The organism is Kitasatospora sp. NPDC054795 (genome assembly GCF_053611565.1).
The window spans coordinates 42,080-59,040 of record NZ_JBSHAP010000053.1 but is presented as its reverse complement, the minus strand read 5'-3'; the positions used below and the strand labels follow the sequence as shown (position 1 = coordinate 59,040).

At 74.9% G+C, this 16,961-nt stretch carries 18 protein-coding genes; 6 read left to right on the top strand and 12 right to left on the bottom strand.

Annotated features, from left to right (window positions below):
• The first annotated feature begins 69 nt into the window (after positions 1–69).
• Positions 70–2,151, top strand: a complete 2,082-nt coding sequence (locus tag ACWGJO_RS20535) for a primosomal protein N' (protein ID WP_452185617.1) — start codon at positions 70–72, stop codon at positions 2,149–2,151.
• 189 nt (positions 2,152–2,340) lie between these two features.
• Here the strand turns inward: ACWGJO_RS20535 and ACWGJO_RS20530 are convergent, their stop codons facing one another.
• Positions 2,341–3,018, bottom strand: coding sequence for a hypothetical protein (locus ACWGJO_RS20530; RefSeq protein WP_452185616.1), 678 nt, complete (start codon positions 3,016–3,018; stop codon positions 2,341–2,343).
• Between the two features lie 254 nt (positions 3,019–3,272).
• Here ACWGJO_RS20530 and def point away from each other — a divergent pair, with 254 nt between their 5' ends.
• The 5 genes from def (at position 3,273) to ACWGJO_RS20505 (ending at position 8,123) form a co-directional block, all read left to right on the top strand.
• The gene (gene def, locus ACWGJO_RS20525; protein ID WP_359897412.1) at positions 3,273–3,818 is read left to right on the top strand and encodes a peptide deformylase; all 546 of its coding nucleotides are present in this window, start codon (positions 3,273–3,275) and stop codon (positions 3,816–3,818) included.
• Positions 3,819–3,942: 124 nt separating this feature from the next.
• Complete coding sequence (gene fmt / locus ACWGJO_RS20520) at positions 3,943–4,881, top strand: methionyl-tRNA formyltransferase (protein ID WP_452185614.1); 939 nt, start codon at positions 3,943–3,945, stop codon at positions 4,879–4,881.
• Between the two features lie 113 nt (positions 4,882–4,994).
• Positions 4,995–6,428, top strand: a complete 1,434-nt coding sequence (locus ACWGJO_RS20515) for an RsmB/NOP family class I SAM-dependent RNA methyltransferase (protein ID WP_380542715.1) — start codon at positions 4,995–4,997, stop codon at positions 6,426–6,428.
• Positions 6,429–6,790: 362 nt separating this feature from the next.
• Positions 6,791–7,054, top strand: coding sequence for a hypothetical protein (locus ACWGJO_RS20510; RefSeq protein ID WP_452185612.1), 264 nt, complete (start codon positions 6,791–6,793; stop codon positions 7,052–7,054).
• 43 nt (positions 7,055–7,097) lie between these two features.
• Entirely contained in the window at positions 7,098–8,123 is a 1,026-nt protein-coding gene (locus tag ACWGJO_RS20505) for a MerR family transcriptional regulator (protein WP_452185610.1), read from the top strand.
• Positions 8,124–8,196: 73 nt separating this feature from the next.
• Here ACWGJO_RS20505 and ACWGJO_RS20500 read toward each other — a convergent pair whose 3' ends face one another.
• The 11 genes from ACWGJO_RS20500 to ACWGJO_RS20450 all read right to left on the bottom strand — a co-directional run bounded on the left by ACWGJO_RS20500 (position 8,197) and on the right by ACWGJO_RS20450 (position 16,801).
• On the bottom strand, positions 8,197–8,646 hold the full coding sequence (locus tag ACWGJO_RS20500; RefSeq protein WP_452185608.1) for a hypothetical protein: 450 nt from the start codon (positions 8,644–8,646) through the stop codon (positions 8,197–8,199).
• 41 nt (positions 8,647–8,687) lie between these two features.
• A complete protein-coding gene (locus ACWGJO_RS20495) occupies positions 8,688–9,647 on the bottom strand; it encodes a polysaccharide deacetylase family protein (protein ID WP_452185606.1) in 960 nt (319 codons plus the stop codon).
• Between the two features lie 148 nt (positions 9,648–9,795).
• Entirely contained in the window at positions 9,796–10,128 is a 333-nt protein-coding gene (locus ACWGJO_RS20490) for a sulfurtransferase TusA family protein (RefSeq protein WP_452185604.1), read from the bottom strand.
• Positions 10,125–10,811 (bottom strand): class I SAM-dependent methyltransferase, encoded by a 687-nt coding sequence (locus ACWGJO_RS20485; RefSeq protein WP_452185602.1) that lies wholly within the window; start codon positions 10,809–10,811, stop codon positions 10,125–10,127. The genes ACWGJO_RS20490 and ACWGJO_RS20485 overlap by 4 nt, the downstream gene beginning before the upstream one ends.
• A gap of 184 nt (positions 10,812–10,995) precedes the next feature.
• Positions 10,996–11,541: a MarR family winged helix-turn-helix transcriptional regulator gene (locus ACWGJO_RS20480; protein WP_452185600.1), complete on the bottom strand. Its 546-nt coding sequence runs from the start codon at positions 11,539–11,541 to the stop codon at positions 10,996–10,998.
• A 74-nt stretch (positions 11,542–11,615) separates the two neighbouring features.
• Complete coding sequence (locus ACWGJO_RS20475) at positions 11,616–11,972, bottom strand: DUF6204 family protein (protein ID WP_452185599.1); 357 nt, start codon at positions 11,970–11,972, stop codon at positions 11,616–11,618.
• 167 nt (positions 11,973–12,139) lie between these two features.
• Entirely contained in the window at positions 12,140–13,087 is a 948-nt protein-coding gene (locus ACWGJO_RS20470; RefSeq protein WP_452185597.1) for an aminoglycoside phosphotransferase family protein, read from the bottom strand.
• 60 nt (positions 13,088–13,147) lie between these two features.
• Positions 13,148–14,335: a serine hydrolase domain-containing protein gene (locus ACWGJO_RS20465; RefSeq protein WP_452185595.1), complete on the bottom strand. Its 1,188-nt coding sequence runs from the start codon at positions 14,333–14,335 to the stop codon at positions 13,148–13,150.
• 319 nt (positions 14,336–14,654) lie between these two features.
• Positions 14,655–15,344, bottom strand: coding sequence for an alpha/beta hydrolase (locus tag ACWGJO_RS20460; RefSeq protein ID WP_452185593.1), 690 nt, complete (start codon positions 15,342–15,344; stop codon positions 14,655–14,657).
• A gap of 32 nt (positions 15,345–15,376) precedes the next feature.
• Positions 15,377–15,706: a hypothetical protein gene (locus ACWGJO_RS20455; protein ID WP_452185591.1), complete on the bottom strand. Its 330-nt coding sequence runs from the start codon at positions 15,704–15,706 to the stop codon at positions 15,377–15,379.
• A gap of 297 nt (positions 15,707–16,003) precedes the next feature.
• Entirely contained in the window at positions 16,004–16,801 is a 798-nt protein-coding gene (locus ACWGJO_RS20450; protein WP_452185589.1) for a hypothetical protein, read from the bottom strand.
• Positions 16,802–16,961: the final 160 nt, after the last annotated feature.

Genomic DNA, 16,961 nt, shown 5'->3' with positions numbered 1-16,961 from the left:
GCCCACCCCCGAACGGGGGTGGGCGCCGCTTCGTGCATTGTCGGTGTGACCTGGTAGTACTTGGTGGCGATGAGCAGCACAGGGGAGAACGGGGCCGCCGAGCCGGAGCAGCTGGCGTTCATCCGGGAGACGGTCAAGCGGGCCAAGCCGCGCACCTGGCACGGGGCCAAGCGGGCCGAGCACCTGCCGGTGGCCCGGGTCGTGGTGGACAAGGGCGTGCTCACCATCGACAAGCTCTTCGACTACGAGGTGCCGGCCGCCATGGCCGAGGAGGCCCAGCCCGGAGTACGGGTGCGGGTGCGGTTCGGGGCACGGGTGGTGAAGGGCCAGCGCGAGGGCGGGGAACTGCACGACGGGTTCATCGTCGCCCGGCTGGAGAAGAGCGACTTCGCCGGACCGCTCGCCCCGCTGGCCCAGGTGCTCTCGCCCGAGCCGGTGCTCACCCCGCAGCTGCTGCGGCTGTGCCGGACCGTCGCCGACCGGTACGCCGGGACACTGGCCGACGTGCTCCAGCTGGCCGTCCCGCCCCGGCACGCCAAGGCCGAGGCCGAGCCCTCGCCGCCGCCGCTGCCGCGCCCGGCCGCCCCGGCCCCCGGCGGCTGGCAGCGCTACCCGGCCGGGCCCGACTTCCTCGCCGCGCTCGCCGGGGGCGGCGCGCCGCGCGCGGTCTGGGCGGCGCTGCCCGGCCCCGGCTGGCCGTACGAGATCGCCCGGGCGGTGGCCGCGACCCTCGCCGGCGGCCGCGGCGCGCTGGTCGTGCTCCCGGAGGGGCGCTCGGTGGCCCGGGTCGACCAGGCGCTGACCGAACTGCTCGGCCCCGGGATGCACGTGGCGCTGGAGGCCGACCTCGGCCCGCGCGAGCGCTACAAGCGCTGGCTCGCGGTGAGCCGCGGCTCGGTGCACGCGGTGATCGGGACCAGGGCCACCATGTTCGCGCCGGTCCGGGACCTCGGACTGGTCGTCGTCTGGTCGGACGGGGACGGCAGTCACAGCGACCCGCGCGCCCCGCACCCGCACGTGCGCGAGGTGGCGCTGCTGCGCGCCGCCGAGGAGGGCGCGGCGGTGCTGCTCGGCGGGCACGCGGTGACGGTGGAGGGCGCCCAGCTGGTCAGCACCGGCTGGGCGCGCCCGCTGGTCGCGGACCGGGAGACGGTGCGGCAGGTCGCGCCCCGGGTGCGGACCGTCACCGACCAGGACCAGCACCGGGACGCCGCCGCCCAGGCCGCCCGGCTGCCCTCGGTTGCCTGGGAGGCCGCCCGGGAGTCGCTGGCCGCCGGGCACCCGGTGCTCATCCAGGTGCCCCGGCGCGGCTACGTGCCCCGGCTGGCCTGCGGGCGCTGCCGGACCCCCGCGCGCTGCCGACGCTGTGAAGGGCCGCTGGAGGCGCCCTCGGCGGACGCCCCGCTGTGCTGCGGCTGGTGCGGGGAGGCGGAGAACGACTGGCACTGCCCCGAGTGCGGGTCCTTCCGGCTGCGGGCCCAGGTGGTCGGGGCCCGGCGGACGGCCGAGGAACTCGGCAAGGCGTTCCCGCGCCTCCCGGTGCGGACCTCGGGCCGGGAGGCGGTGCTCACCACCGTGCCCGACGAGCCCTCACTGGTGATCTCCACACCCGGTGCGGAGCCGGTCGTGGAGGGCGGCGGGTACGGGGCCGCGCTGCTGCTGGACGGCTGGGCGCTGCTCGGCCGGCCGGACCTGCGGGCGGGGGAGGAGACGCTGCGGCTCTGGCTCGCGGCGGCCGCGCTGGTGCGGCCCTCGACGGACGGCGGGACGGTGGTCGTGGTGGCCGAGCCCTCGGCCCGTCCGGTACAGGCGCTGGTGCGCTGGGACCCACTGGGGCACGCCGGGCTGGAGCGGGACGAACGGGCCCAGCTGCACTTCCCGCCGGTCTCCCGGATGGCCTCGGTGAGCGGGACCCCCTCGGCGGTGACGGACCTGCTGAACCTGATCCGGCTGCCCGAGGGGGCGGACGTGCTCGGGCCGGTGCCGGTACCGGCGCTGCGGGGGGAGGAGCAGGAACGCGCGCTGCTGCGGGTGCCGCCCGGGCAGGGGGCCGCGCTGGCGGCGGCGCTCAAGGCGGCGCAGATCGCGCGGATCGCGCTGCGGACGGCGGAGCCGGTGCGGGTGCGGGTGGATCCGACGGACATCGGCTGAGCGGCGTCGGCCGGGGGCTGGTCGGGGCCTGGTCGGGGCCTGGTCGGAGTCGGATGGCTTGGGCCTTGGTCGGGCCGGGGGCTTGGTCGGGGTCGGGGGTGGTGGTCCGGTGGGTTTCGGACCCAGTGGGCGGGTGGGGCGGGGTGAGTGGGCCACCCCGCCCCGGACGGCCCGGCTGCGGCGGCTCGGTCAGCCGCGCAACGGGATGCCGGGTCGGTCCGCCTGGGGGCGGTCGGCGGGGGTGCCGCGGTCGGGCGTGCCGCAGTCGACGGGGGTGCGCTCCATCGGGCCGCGGTCGAGTGCGGTGCGGTCGATCGTTGCCCGCTCGATCGCGGTGCGGTCCATCGTGCTGCGCTCCAGAGCGCCGCGGTCCAGGCTGCTGCGGTCCAGGCCGCCCTGGCGGGCCGCCGGGACGGTCGTGGCCAGACCGGTGCGCTCGACGGCCGGGGGCAGCTCGTCGACGCGGTCCGGGCGGCTCTGGCCAGGGACGCCACCGCTCGCGGCGAGGAGCTCGCTGGTCGGGCGGCGCATGCCGTAACGCCGGTGCACGGCCTGCTTGGTGACCCCGAGGGCGGAGCCCACCGAGTCCCAGGAGAAGCCCAGCGCCCGGTCGAACTCGACCGCCGCCGCCACCAGGGTCTCCACGCTCTCCCGCAGTTCCTGCGCCAGGCGCACGGTCGGCGCCGGCGCGCGCCCGTACACCACGAAGCCGGCCGAGGTGCTCGGTCGGCGCGGACGGTAGACGTTGCCCAGTTGAGCGGTGAGCGTCCGCAGCGCGTCGACCTGCCGCCTCACCCGCTCGATGTCCCGCACCAGCAGGTGCAGGCTCGCCCGCGCCCGTGCGTCGTGGTTGATCTGCTCGGCCATGGCCTACGTGCCACCTTCCGTACGGTTCGACTCGGCCGGCACGCGGTGTCCCGTGCGCCCGGCCCGGTCAATCTCTCTTGACCAACGCCGAAGCGGGGGCCGGGGTAACGCGGCTGGGCACAGTCGGGCCGTGCCGGCCGCCGATCCGGGCCCCGGGGAAGCCCCCGGCGGACGGCCGCAGGGGTTGCATAGACTGGCGGGTGAACCAGCGGCCGACCGCAGCCCGCGCCCCTACGGACAGGAGCCCGTACCCCGTGGCGATCCAGCCGATCCGTCTCTTCGGAGACCCAGTCCTGCGGTCCACCGCGAAGCCGGTGACCACCTTCGACAAGGAACTGCGCAAGCTGGTCCACGACCTCACCGACACCATGCTGGACGCTCCCGGAGCCGGCCTCGCCGCGCCCCAACTCGGCGTCTCCCTGCGGGTGTTCACGTACCACGTGGACGGCGTCACCGGGCACCTGATAAACCCGGACCTGTCGCTGAGCGAGGAGGAGCAGGACGGCCCCGAGGGTTGCCTGTCGCTGCCAGGCCTGCGCTACGACACCAAGCGCGCGTACGGCGTGGTGGCCAGGGGCTTCAACATGTACGGCGATCCGGTGACCTTGGAGGGCACACAGCTGCTCGCCCGGTGCATCCAGCACGAGACCGACCACCTGGACGGCATCATCTTCATCGACCGGCTCGACCGCGAGCAGCGCAAGGCCGCGCTGAAGGCGATCCGGGAGGCGGACTGGGACGGCGGGTCGGCTCCGGTGGTCAAGGTCTCGCCGCACAGCACCTTCGGTTCCGCCCGCTGACTTCCGCCGGTTCCGGCTGATTTCCGCTGACGTCGGCCGGGCTCGGCCGACTTCCGCCGGCTCCTCGCCGACTCCGGTCGGGTTCCGCCGGCTTCTCGAACTTCTTTTTGCAGAAAGGCCCTTGATGCGACTCGTCTTCGCCGGCACCCCCGAGGTCGCCGTTCCCGCCCTGGACGCCCTGCTCGCTTCGGACCGGCACGAGGTCGTCGCGGTGGTCACCCGCCCGGACGCTCCGGCCGGGCGCGGACGCAAGCTGGTCGCCAGCCCCGTCGCCCAGCGCGCCGAGGAGGCCGGGATCGAGGTCCTCAAGCCGGTGAAGCCGAGCGACCCGGACTTCGTCGCCCGGCTCACCGAACTCGCGCCCGACTGCTGCCCGGTGGTCGCCTACGGCGCCCTGCTGCGCCCCGGCACGCTGGAGATCCCCACGTACGGCTGGGTCAACCTGCACTTCTCGCTGCTGCCGGCCTGGCGCGGCGCGGCCCCGGTCCAGCACGCGGTGCTGGCCGGCGACGAGGTCACCGGCGCGTCCACCTTCCTGATCGAGCGGGGCCTGGACTCCGGCCCGGTCTACGGCGTCATCACCGAGGAGATCCGCCCGGCCGACACCAGCGGCGAGCTGCTCACCCGGCTCTCGCTCTCCGGCGCGCGACTGCTCGCGGCCACCATGGACGGCATCGAGGACGGCTCCCTGCACGCCGTGCCGCAGCCGGCCGAGGGCGTCACGCTCGCGCCGAAGATCACCGTCGAGGACGCGCGGATCGACTGGAGCCACCCCGCGCTGCGGATCGACCGGGTCGTGCGCGGCTGCGCGCCGGCGCCGGGCGCCTGGACGGAGTTCCGGGGCGAGCGGCTGAAGGTCACCGGGCCGGTCCGGCTGCTGCCGGACTCCGCCGAGCTGGCGCCGGGCGAGGTCGCGATGGCGGGCAAGAACAGCGTCCGGGTCGGCACCGGCAGCCACGACGTGGAGCTGGGGGAGGTGCGTCCGCAGGGGAAGAAGGAGATGCGGGCCGCCGACTGGGCCCGGGGCGCGCGGCTGGAGGAGGGGGAGCGCCTCGGGGGCTGACGCTCCGGTTTGGCGCTACTGTTCGTTTGAGATCGATTGAGATCACCCTTGTTCGTTCAAATCTGTTGTTCGTCCGAGTTCGTCGATAACCACCGCAGCACCTTGAGGCACCTGTGACCACCCCCAGCGCCAACCGCGCCCCCCGCCCGCACCGCCGCCCGAAGAAGGACCCGGCCCGGATCGTCGCGTTCCGCGCCCTGCGCGCCGTCGACGAGCGGGACGCGTACGCCAACCTGATCCTGCCCTCGCTGCTCCGCGAGGCCGAGCAGAAGGGCATGGACCGGCGCGACGCCGCCCTCGCCACCGAGCTGGTCTACGGCACCCTGCGCCTGCAGGGCACCTACGACGCGATCATCGCCGCCTGCATCGACCGGCCGCTCGGCAAGGTCGACCCGCCGGTGCTGGACGTGCTCTCGCTCGGCGCGCACCAGCTGCTCACCACCCGCATCCCCAGCCACGCGGCCGTCTCGGCGACCGTCGAACTGGCCCGGGTGGTGCTCGGCGACGGCAAGGCCAAGTTCGTCAACGCCGTACTCCGCCGGATCAGCGCCCACGACCTGGACGCCTGGATCGAGAAGGTCGCCCCGCCGTACGACAAGGACGCCGAGGACCACCTGGCCGTCGTCCACTCGCACCCGCGCTGGGTCGTCTCCGCGCTCTGGGACTCGCTCGGCCGCTGGCAGCCGGACGCCTCCGGGCGCACCGCGATGGAGGAGCTGCTGCGGGCCGACAACGAGCGGCCCGAGGTCACCCTGGTCGCCCGCCCCGGCCGGGCCACCGTCGGCGAGCTCGCCGAGGCGCTGCCGGAGGCCGAGCCGGGCCGCTGGTCCCCGTTCGCGCTGAGGCTCGCCGAGGGCGGCGACCCGGGATCGATCGCGGCAGTGCAGGAGAACCGGGCGGGCGTTCAGGACGAAGGCAGCCAGCTGGTCGCGCTGGCGCTGGCGGCGGCGCCGCTGGAGGGGCCGGACCGGCTCTGGCTGGACGGCTGCGCCGGCCCCGGCGGCAAGGCCGCGCTGCTCGGCGCGCTCGCCGCCGAGCGGGGCGCGGCCCTGGTCGCGAGCGAGAAGCAGCCGCACCGGGCCCGGCTGGTGGCGCGGGCGCTGGCCGGCAACCCCGGCCCGTACACCGTGATCGCGGCCGACGGGACGCGCCCGGCCTGGCGGTCCGGTGGCTTCGACCGGGTGCTGGTCGACGTGCCGTGCTCCGGCCTCGGCGCGCTGCGCCGCCGCCCGGAGGCGCGCTGGCGGCGCCGGCCGGCCGACGTCGCGGCCTTCGGCCCGCTCCAGCGGGACCTGCTGCGCTCGGCGATCGAGGCCACCCGGGTCGGCGGCGTGGTCGGCTACGCGACCTGCTCGCCGCACCTCGCGGAGACCCGCGCAGTCGTGGACGACGTGCTGCGGGCCGAGGACGGCCGGGTCGAGTGGATCGACGCGCGGCCGCTGCTGCCCGGTGTCCCGGCGCTCGGCGACGGGCCGGACGTGCAGCTGTGGCCGCACCTGCACGGGACCGACGCGATGTACCTGGCGCTGCTGCGCCGCACCGCCTGAGGCCCTTCCGGTGTCGCCTCCCCGCGGCGGGGAGGCGACACGGGCGGCTCGCTCCGTCAGGGATCCGCCGTCGGCCCGGGGTGGGTTGACACCGCGACAGGCGTCGGTTTCCATGGTTCTCGTGTAGCCGCTCGGCTGCATGATCTTTGGGGGGCAGGCTTCGTCGCGTCGCGCGGCGGAGCCGGGGAAGCAACCCCACGAGACATGCGGCGCGATGCGGCTGTTCTGCGTGCTGGGCGCGTTCCCCGGCGGCTGCCCTCCCGGACCGTGGGAGACGCGCAGTGTCATCGGAGATTCAGCGGCCGCAGCGGGAGCCCGCCGGCTCGGGGAACGGTGCCCGGGGATCCGGGGTGCGCCGGGCCGTGACGGACAGCCGGAAGCTCGACCTGATCGCCCTGATGGCGATCCTGGCGGTGTGCACCCTGATCTGCCTGACGGCCGGTGCGGGGGCGCTCCAGGCGGTCATCGGCGCGGCGGGCGTCCTGTTCGCCGCCTGGCGGACGCCCCGGCGCTCCGGGCGCTCCGGGCGCTCCGGGTGGGAGGGCGAGCACCGGCGCGGGCCCAACGAGCCCCACCGGTCCCAAGGGTCCCAGGGGCCTCGCGGGTCTCGCGGGTCTCGCGGGTGAGGGGGCTTGCACCTCCCGTGGGGGGAGGTAGCAGGGTGGTGCCATGAACGGCGACACGACGTACACCATCGGTGAGCTGGCCCGGCGGACGGGGCTGACGGTCAAGACCGTCCGCTTCTACTCGAACCAGGGGATCGTGCCGCCGGCCGACCGCAACCCGGCCGGCCACCGGCGGTACGGCGCCGACGCCGTCGCCCGCCTGGAACTGGTCCGCACCTTGCGGGAGCTCGGGCTCGGACTGCCCGCTGTCCGGCGGGTGGTGGAGCGCGAACTGACGCCGGCCGATGTCGCCGCCGCGCAGGCGGAGGCGATCGACGTCCAGATCCGGGTGCTGCGACTGCGGCGGGCCGTGCTCGTGACGGTGGCCAGGCTCGGGTCGACACCTGAGGAGTTGACGCTCGTGCACCAGTTGGCCCGGCTCACGGAGGACGAACGGGGGCACCTGATCGGGGAGTTCCTGGCGGGGGTGTTCGGCGGGATCGGGGACGGTGGGACAGGGGACGGCGGGACAGGGGGCGGTGGGATCGGGAACGGCGGGCGGTTCGCCGCCGTGGCGCGCTCGTTGACGCCGGAGCTGCCGGAGGAACCGTCGGTCGAACAGGTCGAGGCCTGGGTGGAGTTGGCGCGGCTGGCGGGGGACACCGGGTTCCGGGCGCTGCTGCGCGGGCTCGCCGAGGCCGAGGCGGCCGAGGCGCAGGTGGCGGAGGGGGAAGCAGGGGCGGCGGAGGGGGTGGCCGGGGCGGTGCGGGCCGCTGCGCATGTGCCGAGGCCCGGACTGGCCGTGGCAGTGAGGGAGTTGGCCGGACCGGCGGTCGCGGCCGGGGTGGAGCCGGAGTCGGTGGAGGCGGCGGCCGTCGTCGCGGAGTTGGTGGAGCGGTACGGGCGGTGGTGCGTGGGGGCGGTGCCGGGAGATGCCGGGGCGCTGCGTGACCGTTTAGCGGAGCGGCTGGGGGCGATGGCCGATCCGCGGCGGGAGCGGTACCTGGAGCTGCTGGCGGTGGTCAACGGATGGGCTGAACCGGAGAGTTGGGCGGCCGAGGTGAAGTGGGCGGTGCGCGCCGTGGCGTGAGCCGGCGCGGGGCGTCGGAGGCGCGCGGTGTCGGGTGCGGGCGTGGTGGGGGGTACCGGAGGGTGGGGTGGGGCTATCGGCGGGCGGGGCCGGGGAAGGTGGTGAGGAAGGCGTGGGCCTGGGCGCGGAGGTGGTCGACCGGCGGGTCCTCGCAGATCACCTCCAGGCCGATTCCGGTCGCCCGGCCCAGGTCGTAGTAGGACTGGTAGGCGAGGTACGGGCGGTGGTCGTCGGTGGGGTCGAGGCCGACGGCGAAGGTCGCGAAGTGCGGCTGCTGCTTGCCCTCGGCCCGGGCCGAACCGGCGCGGGAGAGCTGCCATTCGAACTCGTACGGCTCGGGGTCGGCGGGCAGGTCCAGCAGCGCCTGGGCGAGCCGGCGGACCTCGTCCGGGTTCGAGAAGGGGATCGACTCCGACCAGGAGGGGGCGGAGGCGAGCAGCTCCCAGTCGTCGCCGTTGTGGCCGACGGTCAGGGCCCACTCGCCGTTCGGGTCCTGCCAACGGCAGCTGATGATCGGGTCCACGGCGGTCAACCTCCCTGTGGCACTGGATCGTTCGTACCTCCTCATCGTGGCACACCGGGCGGCCCGGGGGCCTCGGCCGTGAGCCGTCCTCGGGCCCGCTGCCAGGCCTCCTGGAGCGTGCGGTAGCCGAGGACGGTGATGCCGAGCTCGGTGAGCAGCCGGCGGGCCCCGGGGGAGACGAGGAACGCGTGGTCGGTGCGCCGGACGCGCCAACCGTCGTCCGGGGCGTGGCGGTTCGGGTCTGTCCTCGGGTCGGCCGTGCCGGGGTGCAGGGCCCACTCGGTGAGGCCCGGGGGGAGCGCGGCGAGCAGGCGGGCGTAGTGGGCGGGCTTGTCGTCCAGGGGGACGGTGAAGCTGTCGAGGAAGCCGTGGTCCACCACCGGCAGGCCCTGCGCGCGCAGCCGGGCGAGTGCGGGCGGCAGCCAGACCCGGACCGCCAGGCCGTACTCGGCGCCGAGGCCGAGGGTGAGGTCGAGGACGTCCTCGCGGCCGCCGTCGGCCAGGCAGTGGAAGTCGAGGTGGGTCGGGGCGAGGCCGGCCGCCGCGACCGCGTCGATCTGGGCGCGGAACTCGCGCTCGACGTCGTCGAGTCGGGCCCGGGCGAGCAGTGCGGCGCGTCCGGCGGGGGTGGGGGCGAAGAACCCTCCGGAGGCGTCGAGGAGGGAGGGCACCCGGTCACGGGCGGCGAGCGGCCCCCAGCGGCGGTCCGCGGACTCGCAGACCAGCGTGAGGTGGACGCCGAAGGGGACCTCAGGGTGCCGGCGCAGCAGCCGGAGCGCGTGCGGCGCGGCGGCGCAGGGCGTCATCAGGCTGCAGGAGGCGGCGATGCCGTTCCGGACGGCGTCGACCACGGCGAGGTTGACGGACTCGTCCAGGCCGAGGTCGTCGCAGTTGAGCAGCAGGAGGCGGGCGTCGGGCGGGTGGCCGAGGAGGTGGTTGGCGGTGGGGGGCGTGGGTGAGTGCTGGGGTGTGGGTGTGGGTGTGGTGTCGGCTGCGGGCATGGACGCAGTCTGTCCCGCCGGTGGGGATGGATGCGCGGGGTTTCCGGGCGACGCGGTCGGGCGGGGTGGGCGTCCTGCGGGACGGCGAGAGCGGAGGGTGGGTCGACCGGAGGGTGGGGCGGCGTGGGGCGGGCGGAGGGTGGGTCGGTCAGTCGGCGGCGGGTGCCGGGTGCCAGGGGCGGTCGGGGCGGGTGCGGACCGGGGCGGAGGTGAGCCGCAGCGCGTACACCTCGCGGTCGGTGGCCTCGTACGGGACCTGACCGAGGTAGGCGTGGCCGGTCAGATGGCACCAGGCGGGGAGGTCGAGCGGGGCGGCGGGGTCGGTGGTGTGGATGTGGACCACGGCGCCGGCCGGGAGTTGCGCGATCCGCGCGCGCAGCTTGAGCAGCAGCTGGACGCAGAGCAGGCCGGTGCCGTCGACGGTGAGGTCGGGGGCGCCGGCCTTGGCGGCGTCGGGGGTGGCGGCGTCGGGTGCGGTCATCGGGGGGTCTCCTGGGTGATGCGCCAGAGGCGGCGGGGCAGTTCGCCCTCCTCGAAGGGATGGACGTCGGTCAGGCGCCAGCCTTCGGCGAGCGCGTCCACCAGCTCGCGGGGGAAGAAGTGGACGGCGAAGCCGCCGTGCTCCCAGATGTCGTCCCCGTGGCCGGTGCCGGCGCCGTAGTGGGCGTCGCCGGTGTGGCGGACGGTGTAGACGAAGGTGCCGCCCGGGCGCAGGACCCGGCGGACCTGGGCGACGAGCGCCTCGATCTCCTCGGTGGAGAGCGCCATGCAGAGCAGCATGTGGGCGAAGACCGCGTCGACGGAGGCGTCGGGAAGGGGCAGCGGGTCGCGGACGTCATGGGCGAGGACCGAGAGCCGGTCGGCCAGTCCCTGGTCCGTGGCGGCGGTGCGCAGCTGGTGCAGGGCGGTCGGGCTGAAGTCGGCGGCCAGCACGCGGAAGCCGGTACGGGAGAGGTGCAGCGCGTCGCGCCCGTGGCCGGCGCCGAGTTCCAGTACGTCCCGGGCTCCGGCGGCGGCGAACACCTCGGCGGCGTACTCGGCGGGGGCCGAGGGCCGCTCGCCGTACATGCCCGGGTTGGCGGCGTAGGTCTGCTGCCAGTGCGCGCGTTGGGCGTCGGCGAGGGCGCTTTCCAGGCCGGGCCCGGTGCCGGGGGTGTCGGTCATGGTGCTGCCCTTCGCGGGGTGGTGCAGTGCGTGCGGTGCTGTCGGTGCTGTCGGTTCGGGTGGTGCGGGCGGTACGTGTCGTGCGGGGCCAGCCTAGGAGGTGGGGTCCGACGGCGGGACTGGCGGGGGTGGTGGCGGTGCGTGCGGGCAGGGTGGGCGGGTGGTGGGTGCGGGTCCGGGCGGATCAGGTGAGGCGCTGGCCGGGGGCGGTTCCGCCGAGGCGGGTGAGCAGGGTGGACAGCCGGCCGAGGTCCTCGGGGCTCCACTGCTCGGCCGCGAAGTGGTCGGCGGCGACCTGGCGGGCGGTGTGCAGCATCTCGGCGAGACGCTCACGGCCGGTCGGGGTGAGGGCGGCGTAGGCGACCCGGGCATCGCGGGCGGCGGTCTCGCGGGCGACCAGGCCGATCCGCTCCAGCGGTGCGAGGCCGCGGGTCACGCCGGAGGCGGTGAGCCCGAGGGCTTCGGCGAGGTCGACCCGGCGCATCCGGCCGCCGGGGGCCTGGGAGAGGTGGAGCAGCACCGTGAAGTCGGCCAGGCTGACGCCGTGCAGGCCGCTGAGGCTCGCGTCGAAGCGCTTGACCACGGCCGTCTGGGCACGGACCAGCCGCAGGGCGGTGTCCAGCGGGTCGGGGCTCGGGCCCGGCGTGGCCGGTGCGGTCGCGGTCTGCTGCACGGATCCCACCTGCTTCGATCGGTCCGGCTGCTCGGGTTGGACCGGCTGGTCTGTCATTGCCACCTCCTTGACTGCTCAAGTATATCCCGGGAGGAAGCCGTCAAGGAGGTGGCGGAGGGGGAGGGGTCGGCTCAGCGACCGGTGGCGGCGGCGCGGCGCTGACGCTTGCCGAGCGGCGCCTGGGAGAGGTCCTCGGCCTGGGAGCGGAGGTTCTTGCAGCCGTAGCCGCGTTCGGTCAGCCAGTCCCGCGCCGACTGCTCGGCTCGCTCGGTGGCCTCCAGGATGTCCTCCTCGGCCTCGCCCTCGTCGAGGAAGCGGAAGGTGAAGGCGGCCCGTGCGGAGAGGTCGTAGCTGAGGTGGCCCTCGCGGGTGAAGGCGGCGTGCAGCACGTCGTGCGCGGGTGCGGCGGCGAGCAGTTCGGCGCGCTGTTCGTCGGCGAGGCCGTCGAAGACGCCGCGCACCATGATGCGGAAGGTTCGAGTGGTCATCCCCCGACCATAGGCAGCACGGACCGCCGGCCGCCAACACGATTTCGGCGGCGCGGTGGCGCGGCGGCCCGATCCGGGTGATCGATCCGGTGATCGAGCGGCAGCGCGGACCCGGCGGGTGCGCCGGGTGGATGCGGTCGGGCGGGTGTGGTCGGGTTTGGACGCGGTCAGCCGGGGGTGAGTGCTTCGGCGAGGCCGTCCGCGTACCGGGTGAGCCGGGCGAGCTCGGGGCCTCCCCGGGCACGCCGGAATCCGTGCCGTCGGCCCCGGAAGGCGGCCTGGACGGCGTGGAGTTGGGTCCAGCGGCGGGTGCGTTCGCGGTCCAGCCCGGCGGCCTCGGTGAAAACGTCGAGCGCGCGGAGGACGGCGCGGCGCACATCCGTCGCGTTGAGCAGGGTCGTCGCGTCGACCAGGGTCAGGGCGTGGACGGTGAGCAGGGTGCCGCCGTCGTGGGCCCGGTCTCCCACGCAGCCCTTGGGGTCCACGGCCAGCCAGGGTGCGCGCTCGGCCCGCAGGATGTTGCGGGGGTGGAGGTCGCCGTGGACGAGCACCTCCGGCTGGACGCGGGCGAGGTCGCGGACGGTCGCGAGGGCGGCGCCCACCGCGCGGGCCGACAGGGCGTGGGGCAGGGAGGCCGCGTCGGTGCGCAGCCGGTCCTCCCAGCCGGCCGCCTGCTCGCTCAGCCGGGGCAGGCCCGGTGGTGCCGGGACGGTGAGCCGGCGGCTGAGCCGCCCGGCGGCCGTCAGCACCTCGTCGCCGTCCCGGACCTCCGCGAGCGTCGTCGGGCCCGCCCGTTCGAGCAGCATCGCGAAGCGCTCGTCGTCCCGTTCGTACAGCCGGACGGCTCCCCGGCCCGCCCACACCGCGAGGGCGTCCGGCTCGTGCACGTTGCCCGAGTGGGGGAACGACACCTTCAGCACGGCCGCGCGCCCGGCTGCCTGACGGACCGGGAGGATCAGGCCGACGCCGCCGTGGGTGGCGGCGCCGTCCGGCACGCAGTGCCAGCGTTCCAGCAGTTCGGCGGCGAGACCGGGGAGTTCGGCGATCCAGGTCGCGCCGGGGGCTCCCTCGCGGTCGACGGTGGTGCGGGCGAGCCCGCCGGGAATGCTGATCATTCGGGTCCTTTCGACGGTGGGGGAGGAGGGGGGTCGGTGCGGTCGCTGGTTCGGTCGGGCTCAGGGCGCGAAGGGCCCGAAGGTCGTGGCGGCGAGGCGGAGCGCCGGTGCCGGGGTGCCGGTCCCGGCGCCGACGGAGTAGACCAGCCTCCTGCGCAGGTCCGGGGTGGTGAAGAAGCCGTCGGAGTACCCGAGGTCGTGCCCGGTCTTGCCCCAGAGCACCGTGCCGTCCTGTAGGGGGATGGCCATCAGCCCGGCGCTGTAGCAGGCCCGTCCCTTGTCCGGACCGAACTGGCACTCGCCGGCTCCGCGCACGGGCAGCAGCCGGCCGGAGGCGTCCCGCGGCAGGATGAGCAGGTCGTTCAGCTGCTGGGGCGGCAGGAGTTCGCCGTCCAGCAGGGCGCGCAGGAAGACGTCCAGGTCGGCCGGGGTGGACACCATCGACTCCGAGTTGCCGCCCTGCTCGGAGACGTCGATCGGGGCGCCGGCCCTGTCGGTGAAGTAGCCGGTCAGGTGGGGCTCGGGCATCGTCGGCCTGCCTTCCGGCACCTCGGTGTGCCGCAGGCCGAGCGGCTTCAGGATGCGGGCCGTCACCTCTTCCCTGATCGTGTGCCCGGTCACCTGCTCGATGATCCGGCCCGCCAGCCGGTAGTTGAAGTTGTTGTACTCCTGGGCGGAGCCCGGGGCGAAGGACGGAGTGACCTTGTGCCCGTCCTCGGGGTGGAGCGTCTTCTGGACGACCTGGTCGAGCGTCTCCAGCCCGAAGCGGCGCGCTATCAGTTCGTCGGGATCCTGGGTGTTCGGACCCTCGACGGCCTGTGGCAGTCCGCTGGTGTGGTCGAGGAGTTGACGGACGGTGATCGGCAAGGTGAAGTCGGCGGGCAGCGTGCCGGGCAGGTACCGCTGGACGGTGCCGTCCAGGGAGATCCGCTGTTCGGCGGCGAGCTGGAGCACCACCGCGGCGACGAAGGTCTTGTTGATGCTGCCGATCCGGAACGCGGCGTTCGACGCCACCGGCCGCCCGCTCACCGGATCGCCGGCACTGCCGCGCCAGGCCCGGCCGTCGACCGTCACCCGGGCGATCACGCCCGCCGCAGGGTCCCCCGGCCGGTGGGCGATCGCGGCATCGAGGACGACCGGATCGGGACCGCCGGGCGGCGCCTGGCCGAGGGCGGGTGCGGCAGGCACGGCCGTGAGGAGCAGGGCGGCGAGGCCGAGCGCGAGGGCGGCGGGCTTGGTGACGGGCATGAGTTCTCCGGTGTCGTGAGGACGGGTGAGGGGCGGAGTGATCCGCCCCGGAGAACACGAAGCTGACGGGCATTCAGTTGCATCCGGTCGGCGCGGAGGTGGAGATCGTGGTCGTGGAACACGGTGGAGACTCCCTTCCACGGCGGCCCGGATGGCCGCCGTCGCGGTGACTCCAAGACTGATCGCCGGAACCCCGTTCGCGCATGTGCCGATCGGCAGGAATGCGGCGGGAAAGCGACCGGGCCTCCCCTGCCGATCGGCAGGGGAGGCCCGGGGGCGGGAGGGTGCGGGACGGTGCGGGGTGCGGCGGGGCCGGGGCCTAGACCCGGGCCGGGAGCCGGGTGCAGACCGCTCCCGTCATCAGCGGTGCGGGCTCGGCGCCCAGGGTGGCGAGGGTGAACGCGGTGGTCAGCGCGCTGATGTCGCGGGACTCGCGGATCAGCAGGTGGTTGGCGCCCGGGGCCTCGTACCGCGCGAGGTCCGGGACGACCCGCCGGGCGCGCAGCGCGTACTCCAGGGACTGGGTGGCACTGGCCGAGCTGTGGTCCCCGGTGCCGTGGACGATCAGCACCCGCCGCCCGGCCAACTGGTCGACCGGGTCGCCGCTGGGCAGCCAGGGGGCGATCCCGGCAACGCCGACCACGGACGGGTGTCCGGCGCACCAGAAGGCGGCGCGCCCGCCCAGCGAGTTGCCGATCAGGACGACGGGTGTGCCCGGGTACAGCCGGGCCAGCTCGTCGAGCGCCCACAGGGTGTCGACGGCGGTGTCGGCGTCCGCGCCGTTCCAGCCGCCGTGGCGGTAGCGCAGCAGGTGCACCGCGAGGCCGTGCGGACGGCCGCGGTCGGTGAGCTCGGCGGCCAGGTCCCGCAGGCCCAGCTCGGCGACCTTCATCGGTGCGCGCCGACTACGGAGGAATCCGCCCGGCAGCAGCAGGGCGACGCCGGTGACCGGCTCCTCGCCCGGTCGTGGGGTCAGCTCTGCGGTGCGCGGACGCTGCGCTCGGAACACGCGAATTCCCTCCTGATGTGTACAGGCGGATTCTACGGTTCCGAGGACGGGTCCCGGTGCGCGAGGAGGGACCACAGGACCCAGCCGGAGTCCCGGGTGCGCACCACCATGACCTTCGCCCAGCGGGCGCCGAGCGGTGAGGTCCAGGTGTCCACGACCTCGACCAGGTCACCCGAACGGGCTAACCCGACGACGGTCTCCTCGCCGAAGTGGTCGACCCGGACGTTGGCGGCGTTGGCCGACACCTCCCACCAGCCCGCGCCGAGCTCGGGCGGCAGGTCGGTGCCCGCCGTGACGGCCGCCGGGATGAGCAGGATGCCCAGCGCGACCACGGTGGCCGCCGCACGGCCGATCACGGCCACGGGAACCTCCGAGCGGCGTTCCGTGCGGTGCTGCGTGCGGGCAGCGGTGGTGGCGTCGGGATCGGGGGAGGCATGTACAGCAGAACGAGCCGACCGGGCGTCCGCGTACAGTCCGGTGTCGAGGTTGACCCGGTCGGCGCAGCACGGCGCGCGGACCCGGTGCCGCCGGTGCTGCTTCGGATGCCCGGCGCATGTCAACGGTCGCACCGTGGCGCAGGGTTGGCGCGCCCTGGCGAACGGCTGTCGAGTCGACCGGTGCGCTCGGGGTGGGGCCGCGGCCCCGGTCGCGCGGCTCGGTCACTCGGCGTGCTGCTCCGGCAGGAGTTTCTCCCGGGTCTCCCGGAGGAACGCCGCGACGACGTCCGCATCGGTGAGGACGCGGGTGACGACCCGTCCGCCCGGGCCCGATTCGGTGCGCGCCGTGATCCGGAGCTCGCGCGTGTCCTCGGCGGTGACGTCCTGGAGGTCGCTCCACGGCAGCGGGGCCGCGTGGCGGTTGCTGCCGGGGTCGAGGAGGAGCCCCGCGGGCAGCACGGCGAGCACCGTCCCGAACACGACATGCCCCTCCTCCTCGAACCGCTCGTGCAGCGGCGCGGTGCAGCGCGGCATCAGCCCCGCGCGGATGGCCTCGGCCAGCCCCGGTTCGTAACGGCCCGCCAGTTTCGAGACCACGAAAGGGGTTTCGCGGCCGCGCGCCAGGATGACGACGCGGCCGAAGTGCTCGATGCTCAGGTTGCCGCGGAATTCCATCCGGGAGGGTATGTACTCGTAGCTCTCGATGGCCTCCCAGGGCAGGGCGCGGAAGTCGCCGCCGGCGTGGTGGAGGACAAGGCCGCCCTCGTAGCGCGCCACGGCGACCAGCCCGGCGCGCGGCGGCACGTTCTTGTAGGCCCAGGCGGCCGCTACTACGGCGGCGACCGCGAGGACGGCACCCCACCAGGTCCAGCCGGAGGCGGCGAAGACGAGGATGCCGGGCAGTCCCAGGCCCCATTTGCCCACTCCGTCGCCGATCCGGCGGCTCGTCCGGTACAGCCGTCGCCGTTCACCCAGGCCCGCCTCGGCCGCGACCTCGTCGCAGCGGGTGGCACCGCTCATCGCTGACTCTCTCGGCTTTGAGCGCGTCAGTCTAGTCCCGTACTTCGCGGGTCGTTGATTCGTATGGTGTGACCGGTCCGGGAGTGTCCCGGACCGGTCGTGTGGCGTTGATCCGGATGTGTCGATGACTTCCCGGTCCCCGCGGCCACGGTCCCAGCGT